Consider the following 19464-nt stretch of genomic DNA (forward strand, 5'->3'; position numbering starts at 1 on the left):
ACGGATACGCCTGCCCCGCCACGCCGGAAATCTAGGTGCCGGCGTTTAAGGGCGCATTAAACATACGGCTCAATTGCTCTTCACGGGCACGATCTTGCCTTCGATCTTCGGCAGCTCGGCGCTCGCCTCGGGCCGTTCGGCGCCGGCCCGGCGGGCGAGCTCGACCGTGAGCCGTTCGGCCGCCTCCGGCGTCATCAGGCCGAGAATGTCGGACATCTTGCGTGGCGCGATCTGCGAGGCGATCTCGATCAGCACCGACATCTCGAGCCGGTCGAACACCTTGGCGGCGTCCTTCGGCTTCATGCCCTCGTACATCGTGACGATGCTCTTGAAGCGGGCGTTGTCGGCCTCGGTCTTGGCGGCCTGCGCGCCGGAGATGCGGCCCTCGATCGCCTTCATCTCCTCGGTCTTGGACTGGATGCGCTGCTCGGCGGCGCGCAAAAGACTCTCGCGGATGTCGATCTCTCTCGCGCGCGCGTCGAGCTCCTGGCGGCGCGACTGCAGCCGCTCGAGGATCGCCTTCTCCGCCGGCGACACCTGCTGCTGGTTCTCCTCGGGCTTGATCACGACACCCTCGGGCTTGGTGTCCGGAGCGGCGGGCTTGGGCGCCTCCTCCTTCTTCTCCTTCGGCGCGCCGTGCGTGGAGCCGGTGACGATGTCATTGTCCTCGCGGCCTGGATAGCCGAGGTTCTCCTGAGCCCAGGACCGCTTGGTCGGGTGAGGGTCGTAGTCGAAAACGTAGCCGCCATCGATCACCAGGCCGGCCACCTTCAGGACCGCGAGGCAGGCCACCGCGATCAGGACGACGGGAATGACGCGGATGTTACGAAACGCATTCATGCGGCAAGGCCACCAGTCCTTCGACGTTCGGAGAATGCCTGGGCCGCGGCGGCAACCGCCTTGGCACCGGAGACGCGCACCGGCTCGGTCGTGATCGCCGGCACAGGCGCCGGCGCCGGCTCGGGCGCGGCGTCAGGCGAGGTGATGGGTCGCGCGGCGCTGGCGATGCGCGAGAGACGGCGCACCACGCCGTCGCTCTCGGCGAGCTGCTTGCGCAACTGGTCGGACATCTGCGTCGCGGCGGCGAGCTGATTGCCGAGATTGTCGTTGACGTCGCGCACCGCGAGCTTGAGGCCGCCGATCGCGCGCTCGGCGATCTCGGTCGCGGTGATCAGCTCAGCGATCACGGCCTTGAGCGAATGCTCGTCGGCCTTCAGCCGCTTCAGCCTGGAATTCAGCAGCATGCAATAGCCGATGGTCAGCACCAATAGGACCGCCACCAGGCTTTCGATGATCAATCCGAGGGAGTGGTTCATTGGGCCTCCATCAACTTGTTCTGGCCTTCGGCGCCTTCGAACATCGCAAGCGTCGTATTCGGCTTGCGCAAATTCTTGGTGACACGGATCGCGACGCGGTCTCCGACCCGACCCATCCGCCCCTCCGTCAGCATGGTGCTGCCGCAGCGGACCGCGACCAGCGCATCGGGACGGATGTCGAGCGGCAGGGTGTCGCCGACCTTCAGCTTCATGAGCTGCTTCAGCGGCACGTCGGCCTCGTAGAGCACGGCGTCGACGGCGATCTCGGCCTTGGTGATCTCGGTGGCGAAGTGGCCTTCCCAGACGGGATCGCGGCCGAACTTCTCACCCATGAACATCTGCAACAGCACCGGCCGGATCGGCTCGATGGTCGCGTAGGGCAGCAGCAGCTCGATGTTGCCGCCGCGGTCTTCCATGTCGATCCGCAGCTTCACCAGGATCGCGGCGTTGGCGGGCCGGCTGATCGCGGCGAAGCGCGGGTTGGTCTCGAGCCGGTCGATGGTGAAGCGCACCGGCGACAGCGGCCGGAACGCCTGCTCGGCATCGCTCAGCACCACCTCGATCAGGCGCTTGACCAGGTTGGTCTCGATCGTCGTGTAGGGGCGGCCCTCGACGCGGAGCTGGGTGTTGCCGCGGCGGCCGCCGAGCAGCACGTCGATGATCGAATAGATCAGGGTCGAGTCGACGGTGGCGAGCCCGAAATTCTCCCACTCCTCCGCCTTGAACACGCTGAGCACGGCGGGCAGCGGGATCGAGTTCATGTAGTCGCCGAAGCGCACCGAGGTGATGCGGTCGAGCGAGACCTCGACGTTGTCGGAGGTGAAGTTGCGCAAGGACGTCGTCATCAGCCGCACCAGGCGGTCGAAGACGATTTCGAGCATCGGCAGACGCTCGTAGGAGACCATCGCCGAATCGATGATCGCGCGAATGCCGGAATGGTCGTCGAGACTGACCTCGCCGGCGGTGAAGCCGAGGAGGTTGTCGATCTCCTCCTGCGACAGCACCCGCTCGCCGCCGTTCTTGGTGGCGCCGAAATCGCGGCTGCCGTCCTCGACCATCGCGGCCCATTGCAGGGCCATCGATTCGGTGAGTTCGTTGGCTGCTGCGGCTTCCGCGGCCTCTGTGGGATCCTCCGAGTCGAGCGAGGCTTCCCATTGCGCGGCTATCGCATCTTGGTCGACTTGATCGTTGCCAGCCATGATCGTTGCGCTTCTTTGCCTTACTGGACCACGATTTCCTTGAACAACACCGCGTTGACCTGGTTGGGCGCCAGCGCGACGTTGACCCGCTTGGTGAGCTCCTCCTTGAGCCGGAACAGGCCCGCCGAGCCGTTGAGGTCGCTCGGCCGGAGCTCGCGCAAATACGTCTGGAAGATGTCGGTGACGCGCGGAAGCGTCGGCTTGATCGTCTCGACCTGCTTCTCCTCCTTCACCTCGAGCACGATCTTCACCTTCAGATATTGGACGCGGTCACCGGGATTGCCGACCAGGTTGACGAGAAGGTCCGGCACCTCGACGAAGGCCGGCGGCTTCGGCGGCGGCGCCGCCTCGGCGTGATGCTCGTCGTTCTTGTGGCTGAAGAAGAAGAAATAGGCCGCGCCGCCGACGCCGAGCAGCGCCAGCGCGCCGACGACCATGATGATCAGCTTGAGCTTGCTCTTCGGCGAGCCTGCTTGCTCCTCGCCTTCGCCTGCTCCGGCTTCGTTCTCGGCCATAGCTTTCGGATCCTTCCGGAAAATCGAGCCGATGCCGCCAGAAAGCTTAATGACGCGAAACCAACGCTCCCAGCGCATCTGCGCTTTGTTGAGGGAACGCTACGGTAACAATGGTTAACGGAAGCTTTCTTTTGCCGAGGCGGTGGGAAAAACTTGCCGGGCAATTATGGTTAGCGAGACGTTATTGCCGGGTGTTCGGAACCCGCACTGAAATCCAAACCATTGATTTATTGATAGTTTCAGAGTTGGCACGGCTTTCGCTGTACCCCTTGCGAACCCGCCGGCTTGGGAGAGCTGAACGGTTCTGGAAGACCCGGTCGAGACCGCCTTGGGAGAGGTGCCGCGAACGGGATTCGTTAAGAGGGGAGATCGACCGGTGGAGAATGCGCTTCTCATCGGATTGTCGCGGCAGATGGTGCTGGAGCGACAACTCGACGTCGTTGCCAACAACGTCGCCAACGTCAACACCAACGGCTTCAAGGCCGATCAGCAGCTGTTCGAGGAGTATCTCTCCTCCGGCGCGCATGAGGACAATTTTCCGGTAGCCGGCCGCAGGGTGTCCTATGTCCAGGACCGCGGCACCTATCGCGACTTCTCGCAGGGCTCGATGCAGCGCACCGGCAACGCGCTCGACGTCGCCGTCACGGGCGACGGCTTCCTGACGGTGCAGACCGCGGCCGGCGAGCGCTACACCCGCGATGGCAATCTGCACATGAACAACCTCGGCCAGCTCGTCACCGCCGCCGGTGACCTGGTGCTCGGCACCGGCGGTCCGATCGTGTTCCAGCAGACCGACCACGACATCAACATCTCGCCCGACGGCACCGTGACGGTGGTCGAGGGCCTCAACCGCACCGACTCGATCCGCGGCAAGCTGCGCATCGTCAACTTCGCCGATCCGCAGGCCGCGCAGAAGCAGGGCAACAACCTCTACGCCGCGGCCGGCGGCGCCACCCCGCAGCAGGACACCAAGTCGACCATCCAGCAGGGCTACATCGAGAAGTCGAACGTCAGCGCGGTCGGCGAGATGAGCAAGATGGTCGAAGTGATGCGCGCCTACACCCAGGTCGCCAACATGCTGCAGGTCCAGAGCGACCTGCGCAAGAACGCGATCGAGAAGCTCGCCGACGTTCCGGCCTGACAGACCTTGAAGGAGACGTGACATGCAGGCGCTTCACACCGCTGCGACCGGAATGGCGGCACAGGAACTCAACGTTCAGGTGATCTCCAACAACATCGCCAACCTCCGCACCACCGGCTTCAAGAAGCAGACGGTGGCGTTCCAGGATCTGATCTACGAGCACATGCGCCGCGTCGGCGCGCAGTCGTCGGACCAGGGCACGATCCTGCCCGTCGGCATCGACATCGGCGGCGGCGTCAAGACCGTCGGCACGCCGCGCTCGATGACCCAGGGCACGCTGTCGCAGACCGGCAACGACCTCGACCTCGCGATCTCGGGCGAGGGCTTCTTCAAGGTGCTGATGCCCGACGGCACCTTCCAGTACACCCGCGACGGCACCTTCCAGATGGACAATCAGGGCCGCATCGTCACCGCCCAGGGCAACCCGGTGCAGCCGACCATCACGATCCCGCAGAACGCCTCGGGCATCACGGTCAACGCGCAGGGCCAGGTCTCGGTGACGCTGCCGGGCTCGACCACCTCGAACATCATCGGCCAGCTCCAGATCACGCGCTTCATCAACAAGGCCGGCCTGCAGCCGGTCGGCAACAACCAGTTCACCGACACCCCCTCCTCCGGGCCGCCGCAGGACGGCGTCGCCAACCAGGACGGTCTCGGCAGCATCACCCAGGGCAGCCTGGAGCAGGCCAATGTCGACGTCGTCAGCGAGATGAGCGAGCTGATCGCCGCGCAGCGCGCCTACGAGATGAACGCGAAGGTCATCTCGGCCGCCGACCAGATGCTGCAGTCGACCACGGCGCTGTTCCGCTGAGGTTCGAAGGGAGATCACCGTCATGACCCGTACCGTCCGTCCCTTGCTTCTTGCGGCTGCCCTGCTCGCCTCGACTGCGCTGTCGGCGCTGGCCGGCGAGGCCGACGACCAGATCAAGGCGCCCGTGCTGCGCTCCACCGTGAACGTCACCGGCGACATCGTTCGCGTCGGCGACCTGATCGACAATGCGGGCGTCGCGGCCAACATCGCCGTCTACCGCGCGCCCGACCTCGGCACCACCGGCGTGCTGCCGGCCGCGCAGGTGATCGCGACCCTGCGCACCCACCAGGTGATCGGCGTCGAGGTCCGCGACATCAAGGAGGTCGCGGTCACGCGGCTGGCGCGCGCCGTCGATGCCAAGGAGATCGGCGCGGCGGTGGCCCAGGCGCTCGATCACCGCAACGGCCTTGGCGATGCCGCGAACCTCAGCATCAGCTTCGACCAGCCGGTGCAGGACCTCAAATTCGAGGCGTCGATGTCGGGCACGCTGGCGCCGACCAGCGTCCGGTTCGACCCACGCAGCGGCCGCTTCGACATCACCTTGGAGCTCGGCCAGGCCAATGGCGCTGGTACGACCAAGCTGCGCTACACCGGCACGGCGATCGAGACCGTCGAGGCCGTGGTGCTGACCCGCAACATCGATCGCAACGAGATGATCCGCTCCGGCGACCTGCAGACCGAGCGACGGCCGCGTGCCGAGCTCGGCGGCGGCGAACCCGCCTCGCGCGAGCTCGCGGTGGGCATGCAGATGCGCCGCCCGGCGCGCGCGGGCCAGGCGCTCAAGACCACCGACCTCGCCAAGCCCGACCTCGTGCAGCGCGACCAGGCGGTCACGCTGATCTTTCAGACCGCCGGCATCTATCTCACCACGCGCGGCAAGGCGCTGGAGTCGGGCACCGAAGGCGATGTCGTCAGCGTGCTCAATCTGCAGTCCAAGCGCACCGTGACCGGCCGCGTCTCGGGTCGCGGCCAGGTCTCCGTCGACATCGCCGTCGCCAAGCCGGCGCAGACCTCCGAAGCGGACATCGCCGCGCCCGTGGCCGTCGCCAGCCGCCTTCCCACCTCCGCCACCCCGAAAGCCGAGTAAGTTTCATGTCGAAGTTCAAGTTTGATGATCGGGGCGCATCGAGCCTGCGCCGGGTCGCGCTGATCTCGGTCTCCTTCGCGGTGCTGTCGATCGCCGGCGGATGCTCCTCGATCGACCGTCTCAGCCAGATCGGCGAGCGGCCGAAGCTGACGGAGATCGACAATCCGACCACGCAGCCGGGCTACAAGCCGGTGCAGATGCCGATGCCGAAGCCCGAGACCGTGTCCTACGCGCCGAACTCGCTGTGGCGGAACGGCTCGCGCGCCTTCTTCAAGGACCAGCGCGCCCGTCAGGTCGGCGACCTCCTGACCGTCACGGTCAGCATCTCCGACAAGGCCAATTTCGCCAACGAAACCCAGCGCAGCCGCACCAACAAGGAGGATTCGGGCATCACCGACTTCATCGGCGCGAAGACGCTCGGCGTGCAGGCGCAGAAGGTGCTGCCCGGCCGCATCCTGACCGCCGACGGCACCTCGTCCTCCGACGGCAAGGGCACCATCCAGCGGTCGGAGTCCCTGACCACCAGCGTCGCCGCGGTCGTGACCCAGGTGCTGCCAAACGGCAACCTCGTCGTCGAAGGCAAGCAGGAGATCCGGGTCAACTACGAGATCCGCGAGCTGATCGTGGCCGGCATCGTCCGCCCCGAGGACATCCAGAGCGACAACACCATCGACTCCACCAAGATCGCCCAGGCTCGCATCTCCTACGGCGGCCGCGGCCAGATCACCGACATCCAGCAGCCGCGCTACGGCCAGCAGGTGATGGACATCCTGCTGCCGTTCTGAGGCAAACCTCAGCATCAAGGACCGGGCGGAGCGCCGCCCGGTCGCACTGGAAGCCGCCCATGCGATGACCTCGCAAGGCGCGAATCGAAACGAGGACCAGGACACACGACCGAAATCCCTCCCCAGGCGGGAGGGTCGGACAAGGGATTGGCCGAGCGCGATATGGGTCATGGCGCATGACCCCGCAGCCGCCGCCCTTCTCTGAAAACCAGCTCCCACATTGCCCTATGCGAACCTAGGCGCGGCGGGTGATGTATACGCGGCCTCCGGTAGCTCCCCTGCCGGAGGCCGTGTTCGTTTTAGTTGTCACACCCGAGCTGATGGACGCCAGCTCAAAGCGTTCCAGCGCCACCTCGGCTCACACGAACGCGGCCTCGACCACGCCGAGGCCGTCCAGCTCCATCTGTACCCGGTCGCCCGCGCCCAGCCAGATCGTCTTGACCAGGCTGCCGGTCAGGACGAGCTGCCCGGCCTCGAGCCCGTCACCACCCGCGGCGAGATGATTAGCAAGCCAGGCCAGCGCATGGACCGGATGTCCCAGCACATCCGCGCCTGTGCCCTCGCCGACCAGGGTGCCGTTGACGATGGCACGGCCCTGCACAGCGGCCAGGTCCGCCACGGCAGCGCGTGGGAGCGCCGGGCCGAGGACACAGCCGGCAGCAAAGAAATCGTCGGCGACCAGCGTCGGCGCTCCCAGCGTCTGCCATTGCACATAACGGTCGTCGACGATCTCGATCGCCGCATGACAGTCGCCGATCGCCTCGATGACCCGATCCATGGTGAACGGCGCGTCCAACGGCGGCAGGTCGTGCTCGAGTCGCACGGCGATCTCGCATTCGACGCCCACGCGGACGAAGTCGGCCGTGCGCAGTTCGACACCTGTCTGGTGAATACCGGACGCGAACACTCCGCCGGAACAGGGATGCGGAATGCCAAGATAGTCCTGCATCACCTTGCTGGTGCAGCCGATCTTGTAGCCGGCGAAGTCACCGGCCTGCTCGGCGAGCAGCCAATGGACTTCGCGCTGGATCTCATAGCCGGCCGCTTCATCCTTCGGCTGAAGCTGAGGCGGCAGAGCCCCCAGGGGCGCCCGCTGCTTGCGGGCATCCACGATCAGTCGCGCAGCGGCAAGGATCTCGTCTGCTCCCATGGCCCTTCAACTCCCCTGGCCCGCGGCCCGAACCGGCATCGCAGGATCTATGGTGAACGGATTGTTTATAAACGAGTTTTGGACTCCCATCTCAGCTTCCTCAACAATTTGAGACGGCGCGGCCGCGGCGCAAGCGGCTCGTTCAACCGATTTCACGTTTCACGATACCGAGTTCGAGCAGACTTTCCGCAGTGGCGACGATCGCGTCCTCGTTGGAGCGTGGACTCCAGCCGAGCAGACGCCGCGCCTTGTCGGCGCTCGCCTCGCAATAACGCCCAAGCAGCGGCTGCACGGCGCGTAGCTGCGGCACCACCACGCCGAGCAGGCGCGCCAGCCAGTCAGGCAGCTCATGCCGTGGCACCCGTCGCCCGCCGACGCCCATCCGCGCGCGCAGGACTTGCGCGATTTCCAGCAGCGAGACGCTCCGGCCCGCCATCGCCAGGAAGCGCTCGCCCTTGGCGGCCGGGTCTGTCATCGCCCGCAGATGCAGGTCGGCGACATCGCGCACGTCGACGAGGCCAAAGCTGATGCGGGGCACGGCGGGGGCCTGGCCGGCCAGCAGCGCCTGCACCATCGCGATGGAGGTCGAGAAATCCGGGCCCAGGACAGGGCCGAGCACGGCGACCGGATTGATCGTTGCAAGCTCCAGCGCGCCGCCCTCGCGGGCGATGAACTCCCAGGCCGCGCGCTCGGCGAGGGTCTTGGACTTCGGATAGGGTTGAATGCCCGGACCATCGAGCCGGCTCCAGTCGGTCTCGTCGAACGGCCGGCGCCGCCCCTCGTGGCCGTAGCCGACCGCGGCGAAGGATGAGGTCACCACCACGCGCCTGACACCGGCATCGCGCGCCGCCCGCAGCACCCGCAAGGTGCCCTCGCGGGCCGGCACGATGAGCTCATCCTCTTCCTTGGGCACGGCGGCCGGCAGTGGCGAGGCGACGTGCAGAACATAGTTGCACCCATCGACCGCCGCCGCCCAGCCCTCGTCCGAGGTGAGATCTGCGGCATGAAACGACAGCGGCCCGGTGTCGGTCGCCCCGCCGCGCCGGAGCATTGTCAAAACCTCGCTTTGCCGATCGGGACTGCGCAAGGTCGCGCGGACACGGTGACCCGCGGCCAGCAGCTGCAGGATCGCATGCGCCCCGATGAAGCCGGAGCCGCCGGTAACCAGAACCTCGCTCATCAGAATTGCGTTCTCCGGGCAGGACTCCTGGGCGCAAGGATGGCAGTGCGCGATGGCAAGGCCATGTCGGGACCCGCTGCGCTTCGCGCGCCGGCGCTCAGCTCGCTTCCGTTGCGGCCACCGAACTCTCGCCAGGCGTCCTGAGCCAGGGCAGCTCGAACTGGCAGGTCAGCCCGCTCTCGGCAAACGTCCGCTGCAGATGCCTGACGGTGCGGGTCAGCAGCCGGCTGCCGAAGCCGACCACCGGCGGCTCTGTTGCCGGCGGGCCGCCGCTCTCCTGCCAACGGACATGCAGCGCGTCCTGCGCCAGCGACCAGCTGACATCGACGTGACCGTTGGGCGTGGTAAGCGCGCCGTATTTGCTGGCGTTGCAGGCCATCTCGTGGATGACGAGCGCCAGCTGCGTCGTCAGCTCGACCGGGACCAGGACGGCGGGGCCGCTGGTCGCGAGCTGATCCGGTGTGCCGGCGAACGGCGCGACCTGGCTCCTGATGAGCGCGGCGAGATCGGCGCCCTGCCAGTCGTTCTCGGCGAGGCTGGTGTGCACCGTCGCCAGCGCATGCAGGCGCGAGGTGAAATCGCGGACCTTGGCGTCGTGGCGCGGCAGCAGCTGATGCGCCAGCGACTGCACCACGGCGAGGCTGTTCTTGACGCGATGGGCGAGCTCATGCACCAGCAGCTCGCGCTTGCGGTCGGCTTCCTTCGCGGCCGTGACGTCGATGTTCACGCCGATCATGTACGGATCGCCGCCGCCCTCGCCGCCCAGCATGCGGGCGCGCGCCTCGATCCACCGGATCGAGCCGTCGGGCAGCGGCACCCGCCATTCCGAATCGAGCTCCCCGGTGATCAGCGCCTGCTTGTTGTCCCGGTCGGCACGCGCCTGATCCTCGGGATGCACCAGCGCCAGCCAAGCGTCATAGGTCCCGGGGAACGTGCCCGGCGCAAGACCATAGAGCTCTTCGATCTCATCGGACCAGTGGCTGGCGCCGGATCTGCCGTCCCAGGTAAAGGTGCCAAGCCGTCCGTATTTCGCGGCGAGCTTGAGCTGCCCGGCCGTGCGCGACGCATCGTCCCTGGCCTGGGCGAGCATCCCGAAATTCTCCTGGATGACGCGTGCACTCTCCGCCTGCGCCCTTTCGGCCGCAGCCAGTCGGGCGTTGAGCGCCCGGACCTCCGGGGGATCGGCGGGCGCGGCCTCGCCGGGGATGGCGCTCTTGACGGCAATGCTTTCGAGCGGCCGGGCGATGCTTCGGCCGATGCCGGCCGCGAGCAGCAGCGCCAGGGCGCAGATCGTCGTCGCCGCGATGGTTGCGGTCTGGACCGTCGAGGAGATCGCCTGGGCGAAGGCCGCCTGCTTGATGCCGACCCCGACCGTCCAGTCGCTCAGTTGGGGACGCGCATTGGCGTTGATGACCCGATCGCCCTCGATCGACGGAAACTCCGCAATCCCCTCGGTCTTGGCCGTCGCCCGCCAGCCGGCCGACGCCGGCTGCCCGGTCGTGGTCGCGTTCTTCGGGATGCGCGAAACGTAGCGGCCCTGGCCGTCCATGATGCCGACCAGCCAGTCGGCCGGCAGCTGCTGCTGGGCCAGCAGCCGGGTGTAGCTCGCGGCCGGCATGGCAATCGAAAGGCAGCGGAACGGCTTGCCGTCCTTGAAGACGGGGACATCGACGGTCGCCACCCACGCGCCGGAGTTGGGGCCGGTAAAGATGTCCGAGATCGACGGCCGCCCCGACTGAAACGCCCGCTCCTGCGAGCGCCGGCCCTCGGGAGTGCGCTCGCCGAGCGGCTTGCCCGGCGTTGCGATGGTGTTGAGCAGCAGCCGGCCGCTGGCGTCGGACACGATGATCCAGCCTTCGCCGCTGACCGCACCGACACGGCGCGCCTCTGCCTCGAAGCTGCTGAGATCGGCAGCGCTGAGATCAGGCGACTTCGCCAGCACCTCCGCGAGCGCGATGTAGCGCCGCAGTTCGGCGTCGACGGCACCGGAGATCGTTTGCGCGGCATAGGACAGGCCGCGCCGGATCGAGGCGTCGGCAGATTGCGCCATCGACACGATGACATAGGCGATCAGCCCGACGCAGGGCAGGAACAGAATGCCGGCCAGCAGAAGGAGGCGTCCCTTGATGCTCAGGACGCCGTAGGAACGCTGCATCGTTGCCAGCGCGCCTCTGGCTATGTTCGGCTCGCCCATGATTCCCCGCGGCGTTCCGAGATGGAACCGCAGATAATTCAGCAGACGCCGAAAAGTTCCGGGAGAACAAAGGCGCTTGCGTTCGCTCCCGCACAGCCTGTGCGGACCGCACGAACACGTCTCGGCCGTCAACACTGCGGCCGCACCCGGCAAGCGGCCGCAATCCCTGCTCGTTCAGGTCAGCGTCGCGATCTACTCGTCGCGATAGACCTTTTCACGCTTCTCGTGGCGTTCCTGCGCCTCCACCGACAGCGTCGCGATGGGACGGGCCTCGAGCCGCTTCAGCGAAATCGGCTCGCCGGTCTCCTCGCAATAGCCGTAGGTGTTGTCCTCGATACGCTGGAGCGCCGCGTCGATCTTGGAGATCAGCTTGCGCTGGCGGTCACGGGCGCGAAGCTCGATCGCCCGGTCGGTCTCCGACGACGCGCGGTCGGCGAGGTCCGGATGGTTCACGTTCTCCTCCTGCAGAGCCTGCAGGGTGAGCTTCGATTCGCGCAGGATCTCCTCCTTCCATGCCAGCAGCTTGGCGCGGAAATAGTCGCGCTGGCGTTCGTTCATGAAAGGCTCTTTTTCGGAAGGTTTGTAGTTCTTCAACTTTTCCAAGGTCAGCCCATCTGTACGTGCTGGCGCCGGTTTCGGCACCGGCGGACGGAATACGCCCGTTCGCGGCCGCGTTATATAGCGGCCTCATGTGACAGACAATATTTCCATCGGCACGGGCGCCCCGCCGTTCGGGCCGTTGCACAGGCAAATTCGACCCCGGCCGGCGGGACGCCGTGGATGGCCTCAGTAACCGACCGTGAAACGGGCCCGCCGGTGCGCCGGACGCTCGATTTCGTCGGCCATCGCGACCGCGAAGTCCTCGAAGGTGACGAAACTCTTGCCGTCGGCATCGACCAGCAGCTGGTCCGTTCCGAGCCGGAACTTGCCGGTCCGGGCGCCGAAATCGATCATTGCCGAGGGCGACAGGAAGGTCCAGTCGAGCTCCCTCTCCTGGCGCAGACGGTCGAGGAACGCGGCGCCCTTCTCCGCTTCGGCCTTGTAGGCGGCCGGAAAGCCGGGCGTCGTCACCAGCCGCACACCCGGCGCGACCTCGAGCGAGCCGGCACCACCGACAACGAGGTAACGCGATACGCCGGAGTCCTTGGCGGCTCCGATCAGGGTCTCGACATCGCTGACCAGGAAATGGATCGCGCTGATCGCGACATCATGGCCGGCCCAGAGTTTCGCCAGCGCGGCGCGGTCGTTGGCATCGCCCTGCACCGCCGTGACGTTGGCGCGCTTCTCGATCTTGTCCGGGTTGCGGGCGATGCCGGTGACCTGGTGGCCGCGGCTGGCCAGCTCGGCGGTGATACGGGATCCGGCACGGCCGGACGCGCCGGCGACGGCGATCTTCATGGGGCAGCTCCTATGTTCGAGATCACGAGGTCGGATCCGAGACTGGACGCAGCCACCTCGGTATCCGATAGTGACTAGATAGCCGAACGAATGCTGGTGTTAAGAGCGTACTTTAAGATCACCTGGTCACGCCGGAGTAACCGATGAGAGCCGCGAACGTCTACGCCGCCGACTGCCCGACCCGCCAGATCCTGGATCGCGTCGGCGACAAATGGGCCGTGCTGATCCTGATCCTGCTGCGCAACGAACCGTTGCGCTTCAATCAGTTGCGGCGGACGATCGAAGGCATTTCGCAGAAGATGCTGTCCCAGGTTCTGAAGAGCCTGGAGCGCGACGGCCTGGTGCGGCGGCGCGCGATCGCGACCGTTCCGGTCACGGTCGAATATTCGATCACGCCGCTTGGGCTGACGCTCGCCGCTGCGGTCGATCCGCTGCGCGACTGGGCCGAGCGCCATCTCAAGGAGGTCACCGCGGCGCAGCGCCGCTACGACGCGCAGCAGCCGTCGAAGGCGGCTTGAACGCGCGCGATGCGTCTCAGCCCCGCCCGGCCTTGGCGAGCTCGACCTCGACGCGCAGCTCGATCTCGGAGAGGATCGCATCCAGTCCCGGGTCGCCCGAGGTCTGCTTCAGGTCGGCCGCGGCATCGCGCAGCCGCAGCGCCATCGCGGTGTCGAGCTTGCCGGACAGCAGCGTCAGCTTGAGATCATCGAGCACATCGAGCGCACGCTTGCCGCGCTGGACCGAGCGCTTGCGGCGCTCCGCCGGCTCTTCCTCGATGCCCTGCAGCGCCAGCAGCGCATCGATGTTCGCGGTCTGCTTCGGCGCAAGGGTCGCGCGCGTGTCCTGCGTGGTGCCGACGTCGGGCAGCTTGAAGCCGCTGGACGAGGTCTTCCGTGTGGAGCTGGTCGACGAGCCCAGGGTCGTGCCGTTCGGTCCGTAGATGCGCATCGATGGCTCCCGCAAGCTTCGCGTGTCGAGCGGGAGATTGGCTCCGCCGTGGTTAACGGTGCGTAAACGGCCCGGCAAATTCTGCCGGGGCGGCAGCTTCGTTCCCCCGGCGAACCCCGGGATCGCAACAAGGCTCGCGATTGATTTTACACTCTTTCAATGAGTTAGCCCGGAGCATCGCCCTGGCACGGTGCTCGCATAGTTGATGCCGATCATGCGGTCATGGGAGTGGCCGAGTGATCACTTGAAGTGTTCGAGGGGAGCATAGGATGCGACGCGTCCGAACTACGCGCCTGTTTCAGGTCGCCTGCGCCGCCGTGCTGGCGCTGGCATCTACCGTCATGTCTGCGAATGCGACCTCGCGGATCAAGGATCTCGCCAATATCGAGGGCGTGCGACAGAACCAGCTGATCGGCTACGGCCTCGTGGTCGGCCTCAACGGCACCGGCGATACGCTGAACAACATCCCGTTCACCAAGCAGTCGCTGCAGGCGATGCTCGAGCGCATGGGCGTCAACATCCGCGGCGCCACCATCCGCACCGGCAACGTCGCCGCTGTCATGGTCACCGGAAACCTGCCGCCATTCGCCACACAAGGCACGCGTATGGATGTGACGGTCTCCGCGCTCGGCGACGCCAAGAACCTGCAGGGCGGCACCCTTCTCGTCACCCCGCTGCTCGGCGCCGACGGAAACGTCTATGCGGTGGCGCAGGGCTCCCTCGCGATCTCCGGCTTCCAGGCCGAAGGCGAGGCCGCCAAGATCGTACGCGGCGTGCCGACCGTCGGCCGCATCGCCAACGGCGCCATCATCGAGCGCGAGATCGAGTTCGCGCTGAACCGGCTGCCGAACGTGCGGCTCGCGCTGCGCAACGCCGATTTCACGACCGCCAAGCGCATCGCGGCTGCGGTCAATGATTTCCTCGGCGTCAAGACTGCCGAGCCGATCGATCCGTCGACGGTACAGCTGAGCATCCCGCCGGAGTTCAAGGGCAACGTCGTCGCCCTGCTGACCGAGATCGAGCAGTTGCAGGTCGACCCGGATCTCGCCGCCAAGATCGTCATCGACGAGCGCTCCGGCATCATCGTGATGGGCCGCGACGTGCGCGTGGCGACCGTCGCCGTGGCGCAGGGCAACCTCACCGTCACGATCTCCGAAAGTCCGCAGGTCAGCCAGCCCAACCCGCTGTCCCGCGGCCGCACCGTGGTCACGCCGCGCACCAGCGTCGGCGTCACCGAGGAAGGCAAGAAGTTCGCGGTCGTCAAGGACGGGGTTTCCTTGCAGCAACTGGTCGACGGCCTCAACGGCCTCGGCATCGGTCCCCGCGACCTGATCAGCATCCTGCAGGCCATCAAGGCGGCCGGCGCGATCGAAGCCGACATCGAGGTGATGTGATGGCGACGTCCTTCATCGACTCCTATCATGGCCGCGTCGCTCTGAGCATGCCGACGGCTGCGGCCGTCACCGTGCCGCGCACCGATCTCGATCTCGCCCAGGCGCTGACCAAGGTCTCGCCCAAGGCACAGGCCAGGGCCAAGGCGACGGCAACCGACTTCGAAGCGATGTTCCTCAACAGCATGTTCTCGCAGATGACCAGCGGCGTGAAGGGCGACGGCCCGTTCGGCGATACGCCCGGCACCGGCGTCTGGCGCTCGATGCTGACGGAGCAATATTCCAAGAACTTCGCCAAGGCCGGAGGCGTCGGCATCTCCAACGACGTCTTCCGGACCCTCATCCTGCAACAGGCCGCCAGCAGCTCCGGCGCCAACGGCAAAGCGTAGATGTTCGCGTGACAAGCGCGTGGGCGGCAAACGCTCACGCCGAAGGGAGTTATGAAATGACCGCACAGGGCCAGGCGAAGAAGACGACCTACACCGCCGCCACCAGCGCCGCAGAGGCACGCGCGCTCGCCGACGAGATGGTGAGCGTCATGAGCGAGCTCATCGCGGTCATCGAGCAGGAGACCGAACTGGTCCGCGCCGGCAAGCTGCGCGAAGGCATGGCGTTCGGCCCCAAGAAGACCGAGCTGTCCCGCCACTACGTCACGACCGTGGGCCGCCTCAAGGCGAGCCAGACTTTCATGAAGCAGACCGCGCCGGAGCTGCTCGCCACCCTGCACCGTCACCACGACACCTTCCGCGCCATGCTGCAGGTGAACCTGACCGTGCTGGCCACTGCGCACGCGATCTCGGAAAAGATCGTGCGCGGCGTCAATGCCGAGGTTCAGCGCAAGAACATCCCCAGCACCTATACCGCCGGCGGCCGCCGCGCCGCCCCGGGGGCGCGGCACCTCACCCCGCTCGCCGTCAGCCGGACGCTCTGAGCCTCACCGCCAGACCCCCATCTGCATCGCAGCGCCGCGCCGCCTCACGGGCCGCGCGGCCATCGCCGCTTAACGCTCGGATAAGCTTAAAAGGCCCGGGCGAATCACAACGCGCCGTTCATCCTATTTCCTAACATAACGTTGATTGGTCATCGGCATAGTTGCAAGCGGGATGGGTTGGGAATTGACTCGATGGCCATGAGGAGGCTGCCATGAGTTCCGATTTCAGCGTAAGACCGGTAGGGACGCCAGCGTCCGTTCCGATAATTCCACCGTCGAGCCAGGCGGTGGTAAGCGCTGTTCCAACGGACCTTCCTCCCAGCCAGACCGTGACCGCGGCCGAGCCCGGCGCCCCCGTGCGCAACGACGTCCCGGTCAACATCGCAAACGATCTTTCGGTCTCGCGCCAGGCCTATTACGATCGCGCCGCTGCCGCTCTGGTGTTCCAGGTGGTCAACCGCAAGACCGACCAGGTCGTGACCCAATATCCAGATGAGGCCGTGCTGCGCCGCCGGGCCTACTTCAACACGCTCGACCTGCAGAAGGATCTGCAGAAGGCGGACGTGCCGCGCGTCGTGGCGACCGATCGCACAGCCTGAGCCCCCGCGGGATCGAGCCGCTTCATTCCGCCGCCTGCACGCCGCCCCACCGGGCGGCGTTGCCGTATCGAGCGGCGCAGCTCTGGCGGATCAACTGCTCCGTATCGCGTAGGCGGCGTCGAGATCGGTCTGGCCCGAGGCCAGGTGGGTGACCACGTTCTCGATCTGGGCCTTGCCGTTGCCGGCCAGCGTGAACTTCGTATCGCCGATCCTGAACGCATTGTCCTTGATCAGCATGTCCTGATACTTGTTCACGCCGTCGCGCTGGTAGCGAAGCTTGGCGTGAAAGCCCTCGACGTTGGCGATCGAGACCGTGAACGACGTCCCGTTGGCATATCTTCCGCGCCAGCCGCCCTGATGGAGCTCGGATCGACGGCCACGTATCTGCTGTTGCTTCGCGCCGTATTGAACAGGTTCGACTTGTCGGACGCAGACGGGATGCTGGCGATATCGGTCGCGATGACGCGCCTCCCGCCCCTGCCCCTGTGGTCAGCTCCGCCCGGACAATCCCGCGGCGATGTGGCAGTTGATGTCGATCAGCGACTTGAGCTTCGCCGGATCCGGATCCATCTGCATCTCGATCGTCTGCTTCATCACGAACACGCCGATGTTTGCGATGTTCTGGCGGATGTCGAGCGGATTCGGATTGTCGTCCGCCTCCATCGCGCTCATGAAGATCGTCCACAAGCGGCGATTGAAGAGCAGAGCCTTGTACATGTTGCGATCGGGGCCATTCCAATTGGCCTGGACTTCCTGCAGCTGCCGTGCCGCCTTCAACAGAGCCTGGGCTTCGATCTCCCGTGGTGATGCCGTCGTCTGCGACGTGCGGGCATAGGCTTGAGCGGCATATGACATCAACTACTCCGGACTGACGCAGGGACACGACCAAACTGCTCAGGTTTTGTACTTTGTGTGCCTTTAAAATATGGTTAGCGGCCGTTAGCGGAATTTGTTTCGTAGCGTCACGGAGCACCGCAAATCGCTTTGTTTGGTGCACCTCTTAATTTCTTGCGAATGCGCTGATTCAAAATGTCCGGACGAAGATCGTACGTTGTTCATCCAACCCGGCGGCGCGAACTACACGAATAACGGTGTTCTCGCAGAGCGAGACCACCGCTCCCCGACATCGAACGGAGACCAGTGCCGGCACGCTCGGCATGGCCAAACGCAGAAGCGGCGGGCAAGGCCCGCCGCTTCGATGAGATATTATTCCAGCGCGTTCGCGCTCAGCGCAGGAGCTGCAGCACGCTCGCCTGCGACTGGTTGGCCAGCGCGAGCGCGGAGACCGCGATCGACTGGCGGGTCGACAGCGCCTGGCTGTTGGCCGCCTCCTCGTTGGTGTCTGCCAAGGTCAGGTTCGACGAGCCGGTCTGCAGCACGTTGATCAGGTTCTTGTTGAAGTCCTGACGGACCTGCACGATCGACAGGTTCGAGCCGAGCGATGACGCCTCGGAGCGGATCGCCGTCGATGCGCTGTTCAACGTCGACAGCACCTTGTTGGCCGAGTTGCTGTCGAGGAAGTCGGTTCCGACGACCAGCGCCGACAGCCCGAGACCGGTGCTGTTGAAGGTCACGCCGGTGATGTTCAGCGTGGACCGTCCGGTCTCGTTGAATACCAGCTTGAGCGTATCGCCGTTCAGCAGGTTGATGCCGTTGAACGAGGCGTCCTGCGCCGTGGTGTCGATCTGCGCCAGCACGTTGTTGTACTGGGCGATCAATCCGGCGCGTGTGGTCTGCGAGTTGGTGTCGGCCACCGGCGTGGATGCCGTCACACCGTTGAAGGCCTGGCTTGCCGCCGTGGAGGAGCCGGCCACCGCGCCGATCGTCGAGGACGCCGATTCGTTGGTGGTCAGGATCGTGAGCTGGCCGTTCGTGCTGAGGCTTGCCTGCAGATTGTTGGCCGCGAGCGCAGTATTGAGCTGCGCCAGAGTCGATATCTGCGAGGCGCCGGTGCCGAACGTTATGTTGGTTGCGACACCGCCTCCTGTCGAAGCTATGGTCAGTGTCTGTCCTGACAATGCTGGCGGATTGCGTGTCGTGGTTGCGGCCGTCAATCCGAGCTTGGCCAGGGCCGTGCCCGAGACTGTCAGATCCTGCGCCGTGCCTGTCGCGAGAGTTATCTGGCCTCCCGTCACCGAGGATGGCGTAGCGGTTGCGCCGGTGACCGAGTCGATCGCGGCGAGGAGGTTGCTGACGGTGTCGCCGACGCCGATATTGGTGCCGGCCGAGACCGAACCGGCTACGAAGGTGAACACCACGCCGTTGACCACGAGCGTGTCGCCGGTCGTGACGCTGCTCGCCAGGTCGTTCGAGGTAGAGCTCGCCGTGCCGGACAGCCTGGTGGAGCCAGTGATCGCGACCGCCGTGCTGGTGTTGTCGTTGTTGACCGCGGAGCCGGTCACGAACTTGTTCGAGGAGCTGCCGAGCAGGTTGTTGGCCGTCGCCCCCGGAATGACCGCGGAGGTCACGCTCGACTTGGTCGTGTAGCCCGTGGGAGCCTGGAGCACCTGGCTTGCGATCGACTTGGCGCTGTCGACCAGCTTCTGCAGCGAGGTGAGACCGGTATTCGCAGCCTGGAGAACCTGGACACCGTTACCGATGCTGTCGAGCAGGTTCGCAATGTCGCTCGCGCGGTTGTTGAGCGATTGCGCGGTGAAGAATTCGGTGGGGTTGTCGAGCGCCGTGTTGACCTTGTTGCCGGTGGCCAGGTTGTTTTGAGTGGTGGCCAGCAGCGATGCGGTGTTTTGCAGCGCCAGCAGGTTTTGGCGAACCGAAGCCGAGAGAACGATACCGGACATGTGTGTGAAACCTTCCTAGTT

At 65.8% G+C, this 19464-nt stretch carries 22 protein-coding genes; 9 read left to right on the forward strand and 13 right to left on the reverse strand.

All coding sequences use genetic code 11. The features are described from left to right. Positions 1–69: 69 nt before the first annotated feature. The 4 genes from QW845_RS25610 to fliL are packed head-to-tail and all read right to left on the reverse strand — an operon-like array spanning position 70 to position 3030. A complete protein-coding gene (locus QW845_RS25610; protein ID WP_315804291.1) occupies positions 70–840 on the reverse strand; it encodes a flagellar protein FlbB in 771 nt (256 codons plus the stop codon). Further along, complete coding sequence (locus QW845_RS25615; protein ID WP_315804292.1) at positions 837–1316, reverse strand: DUF6468 domain-containing protein; 480 nt, start codon at positions 1314–1316, stop codon at positions 837–839. The genes QW845_RS25610 and QW845_RS25615 overlap by 4 nt, the downstream gene beginning before the upstream one ends. Then, positions 1313–2515 carry a flagellar motor switch protein FliM gene (gene fliM / locus QW845_RS25620; RefSeq protein ID WP_315804293.1) on the reverse strand — a complete coding sequence of 401 codons (1203 nt, stop codon included), beginning with the start codon at positions 2513–2515 and terminating at the stop codon, positions 1313–1315. Before fliM ends, QW845_RS25615 begins: the two co-directional genes overlap by 4 nt. Positions 2516–2535: 20 nt before the next feature. Next, positions 2536–3030 (reverse strand): flagellar basal body-associated protein FliL, encoded by a 495-nt coding sequence (gene fliL / locus QW845_RS25625; RefSeq protein ID WP_315804294.1) that lies wholly within the window; start codon positions 3028–3030, stop codon positions 2536–2538. Between the two features lie 376 nt (positions 3031–3406). Between fliL and flgF the strand changes: the two genes are divergently transcribed. Genes flgF through flgH form a run of 4 tightly spaced genes read left to right on the forward strand, consistent with a single transcriptional unit; the run spans position 3407 to position 6854 of the window. Beyond that, positions 3407–4171 carry a flagellar basal-body rod protein FlgF gene (gene flgF, locus QW845_RS25630; RefSeq protein WP_315804295.1) on the forward strand — a complete coding sequence of 255 codons (765 nt, stop codon included), beginning with the start codon at positions 3407–3409 and terminating at the stop codon, positions 4169–4171. A gap of 22 nt (positions 4172–4193) precedes the next feature. Then, positions 4194–4982, forward strand: coding sequence for a flagellar basal-body rod protein FlgG (flgG, locus tag QW845_RS25635; protein WP_315804296.1), 789 nt, complete (start codon positions 4194–4196; stop codon positions 4980–4982). A 22-nt stretch (positions 4983–5004) separates the two neighbouring features. Continuing rightward, complete coding sequence (gene flgA / locus QW845_RS25640) at positions 5005–6069, forward strand: flagellar basal body P-ring formation chaperone FlgA (protein WP_315804297.1); 1065 nt, start codon at positions 5005–5007, stop codon at positions 6067–6069. A 5-nt stretch (positions 6070–6074) separates the two neighbouring features. Continuing rightward, positions 6075–6854, forward strand: a complete 780-nt coding sequence (gene flgH, locus QW845_RS25645) for a flagellar basal body L-ring protein FlgH (protein WP_315804298.1) — start codon at positions 6075–6077, stop codon at positions 6852–6854. Positions 6855–7212: 358 nt separating this feature from the next. On the opposite strand, the gene QW845_RS25650 is transcribed toward flgH, so the two are convergent. From QW845_RS25650 to QW845_RS25670, 5 genes are all read right to left on the reverse strand, one after another. Further along, complete coding sequence (locus QW845_RS25650) at positions 7213–8004, reverse strand: 2-keto-4-pentenoate hydratase (protein WP_315804299.1); 792 nt, start codon at positions 8002–8004, stop codon at positions 7213–7215. Between the two features lie 142 nt (positions 8005–8146). Beyond that, positions 8147–9184: an aldehyde reductase gene (locus tag QW845_RS25655; protein ID WP_315804300.1), complete on the reverse strand. Its 1038-nt coding sequence runs from the start codon at positions 9182–9184 to the stop codon at positions 8147–8149. A gap of 97 nt (positions 9185–9281) precedes the next feature. Beyond that, entirely contained in the window at positions 9282–11339 is a 2058-nt protein-coding gene (locus tag QW845_RS25660; RefSeq protein WP_315804301.1) for a sensor histidine kinase, read from the reverse strand. A 231-nt stretch (positions 11340–11570) separates the two neighbouring features. Further along, positions 11571–11936, reverse strand: coding sequence for an RNA polymerase-binding protein DksA (gene dksA / locus QW845_RS25665; RefSeq protein WP_170323279.1), 366 nt, complete (start codon positions 11934–11936; stop codon positions 11571–11573). A gap of 228 nt (positions 11937–12164) precedes the next feature. Further along, positions 12165–12776 (reverse strand): NAD(P)-dependent oxidoreductase, encoded by a 612-nt coding sequence (locus QW845_RS25670; RefSeq protein WP_315804302.1) that lies wholly within the window; start codon positions 12774–12776, stop codon positions 12165–12167. Positions 12777–12919: 143 nt separating this feature from the next. Here QW845_RS25670 and QW845_RS25675 point away from each other — a divergent pair, with 143 nt between their 5' ends. After that, positions 12920–13294: a helix-turn-helix domain-containing protein gene (locus QW845_RS25675; RefSeq protein ID WP_315804303.1), complete on the forward strand. Its 375-nt coding sequence runs from the start codon at positions 12920–12922 to the stop codon at positions 13292–13294. A 16-nt stretch (positions 13295–13310) separates the two neighbouring features. Here QW845_RS25675 and QW845_RS25680 read toward each other — a convergent pair whose 3' ends face one another. Next, on the reverse strand, positions 13311–13724 hold the full coding sequence (locus tag QW845_RS25680; protein ID WP_315804304.1) for a flagellar assembly protein FliX: 414 nt from the start codon (positions 13722–13724) through the stop codon (positions 13311–13313). A 269-nt stretch (positions 13725–13993) separates the two neighbouring features. On the opposite strand from QW845_RS25680, the gene QW845_RS25685 reads away from it, so the two are divergent. The 4 genes from QW845_RS25685 to QW845_RS25700 all read left to right on the forward strand — a co-directional run bounded on the left by QW845_RS25685 (position 13994) and on the right by QW845_RS25700 (position 16645). After that, positions 13994–15118: a flagellar basal body P-ring protein FlgI gene (locus tag QW845_RS25685; RefSeq protein WP_315804305.1), complete on the forward strand. Its 1125-nt coding sequence runs from the start codon at positions 13994–13996 to the stop codon at positions 15116–15118. After that, the gene (gene flgJ / locus QW845_RS25690; protein ID WP_315804306.1) at positions 15118–15504 is read left to right on the forward strand and encodes a flagellar assembly peptidoglycan hydrolase FlgJ; all 387 of its coding nucleotides are present in this window, start codon (positions 15118–15120) and stop codon (positions 15502–15504) included. The genes QW845_RS25685 and flgJ overlap by 1 nt, the downstream gene beginning before the upstream one ends. A gap of 56 nt (positions 15505–15560) precedes the next feature. Beyond that, on the forward strand, positions 15561–16046 hold the full coding sequence (locus QW845_RS25695) for a hypothetical protein (RefSeq protein ID WP_315804307.1): 486 nt from the start codon (positions 15561–15563) through the stop codon (positions 16044–16046). 212 nt (positions 16047–16258) lie between these two features. Further along, positions 16259–16645, forward strand: a complete 387-nt coding sequence (locus tag QW845_RS25700; protein WP_315804308.1) for a hypothetical protein — start codon at positions 16259–16261, stop codon at positions 16643–16645. A gap of 90 nt (positions 16646–16735) precedes the next feature. On the opposite strand, the gene QW845_RS25705 is transcribed toward QW845_RS25700, so the two are convergent. From QW845_RS25705 to QW845_RS25715, 3 genes are all read right to left on the reverse strand, one after another. Continuing rightward, positions 16736–16900 (reverse strand): hypothetical protein, encoded by a 165-nt coding sequence (locus QW845_RS25705; RefSeq protein WP_315804309.1) that lies wholly within the window; start codon positions 16898–16900, stop codon positions 16736–16738. 234 nt (positions 16901–17134) lie between these two features. Then, on the reverse strand, positions 17135–17500 hold the full coding sequence (gene flaF, locus QW845_RS25710) for a flagellar biosynthesis regulator FlaF (protein ID WP_315715999.1): 366 nt from the start codon (positions 17498–17500) through the stop codon (positions 17135–17137). Positions 17501–17871: 371 nt separating this feature from the next. Continuing rightward, entirely contained in the window at positions 17872–19443 is a 1572-nt protein-coding gene (locus QW845_RS25715) for a flagellin (protein WP_315804310.1), read from the reverse strand. Positions 19444–19464: the final 21 nt, after the last annotated feature.

The sequence above is a fragment of the Bradyrhizobium sp. SZCCHNS3002 genome (genome assembly GCF_032377435.1).
Classification (GTDB): domain Bacteria; phylum Pseudomonadota; class Alphaproteobacteria; order Rhizobiales; family Xanthobacteraceae; genus Bradyrhizobium.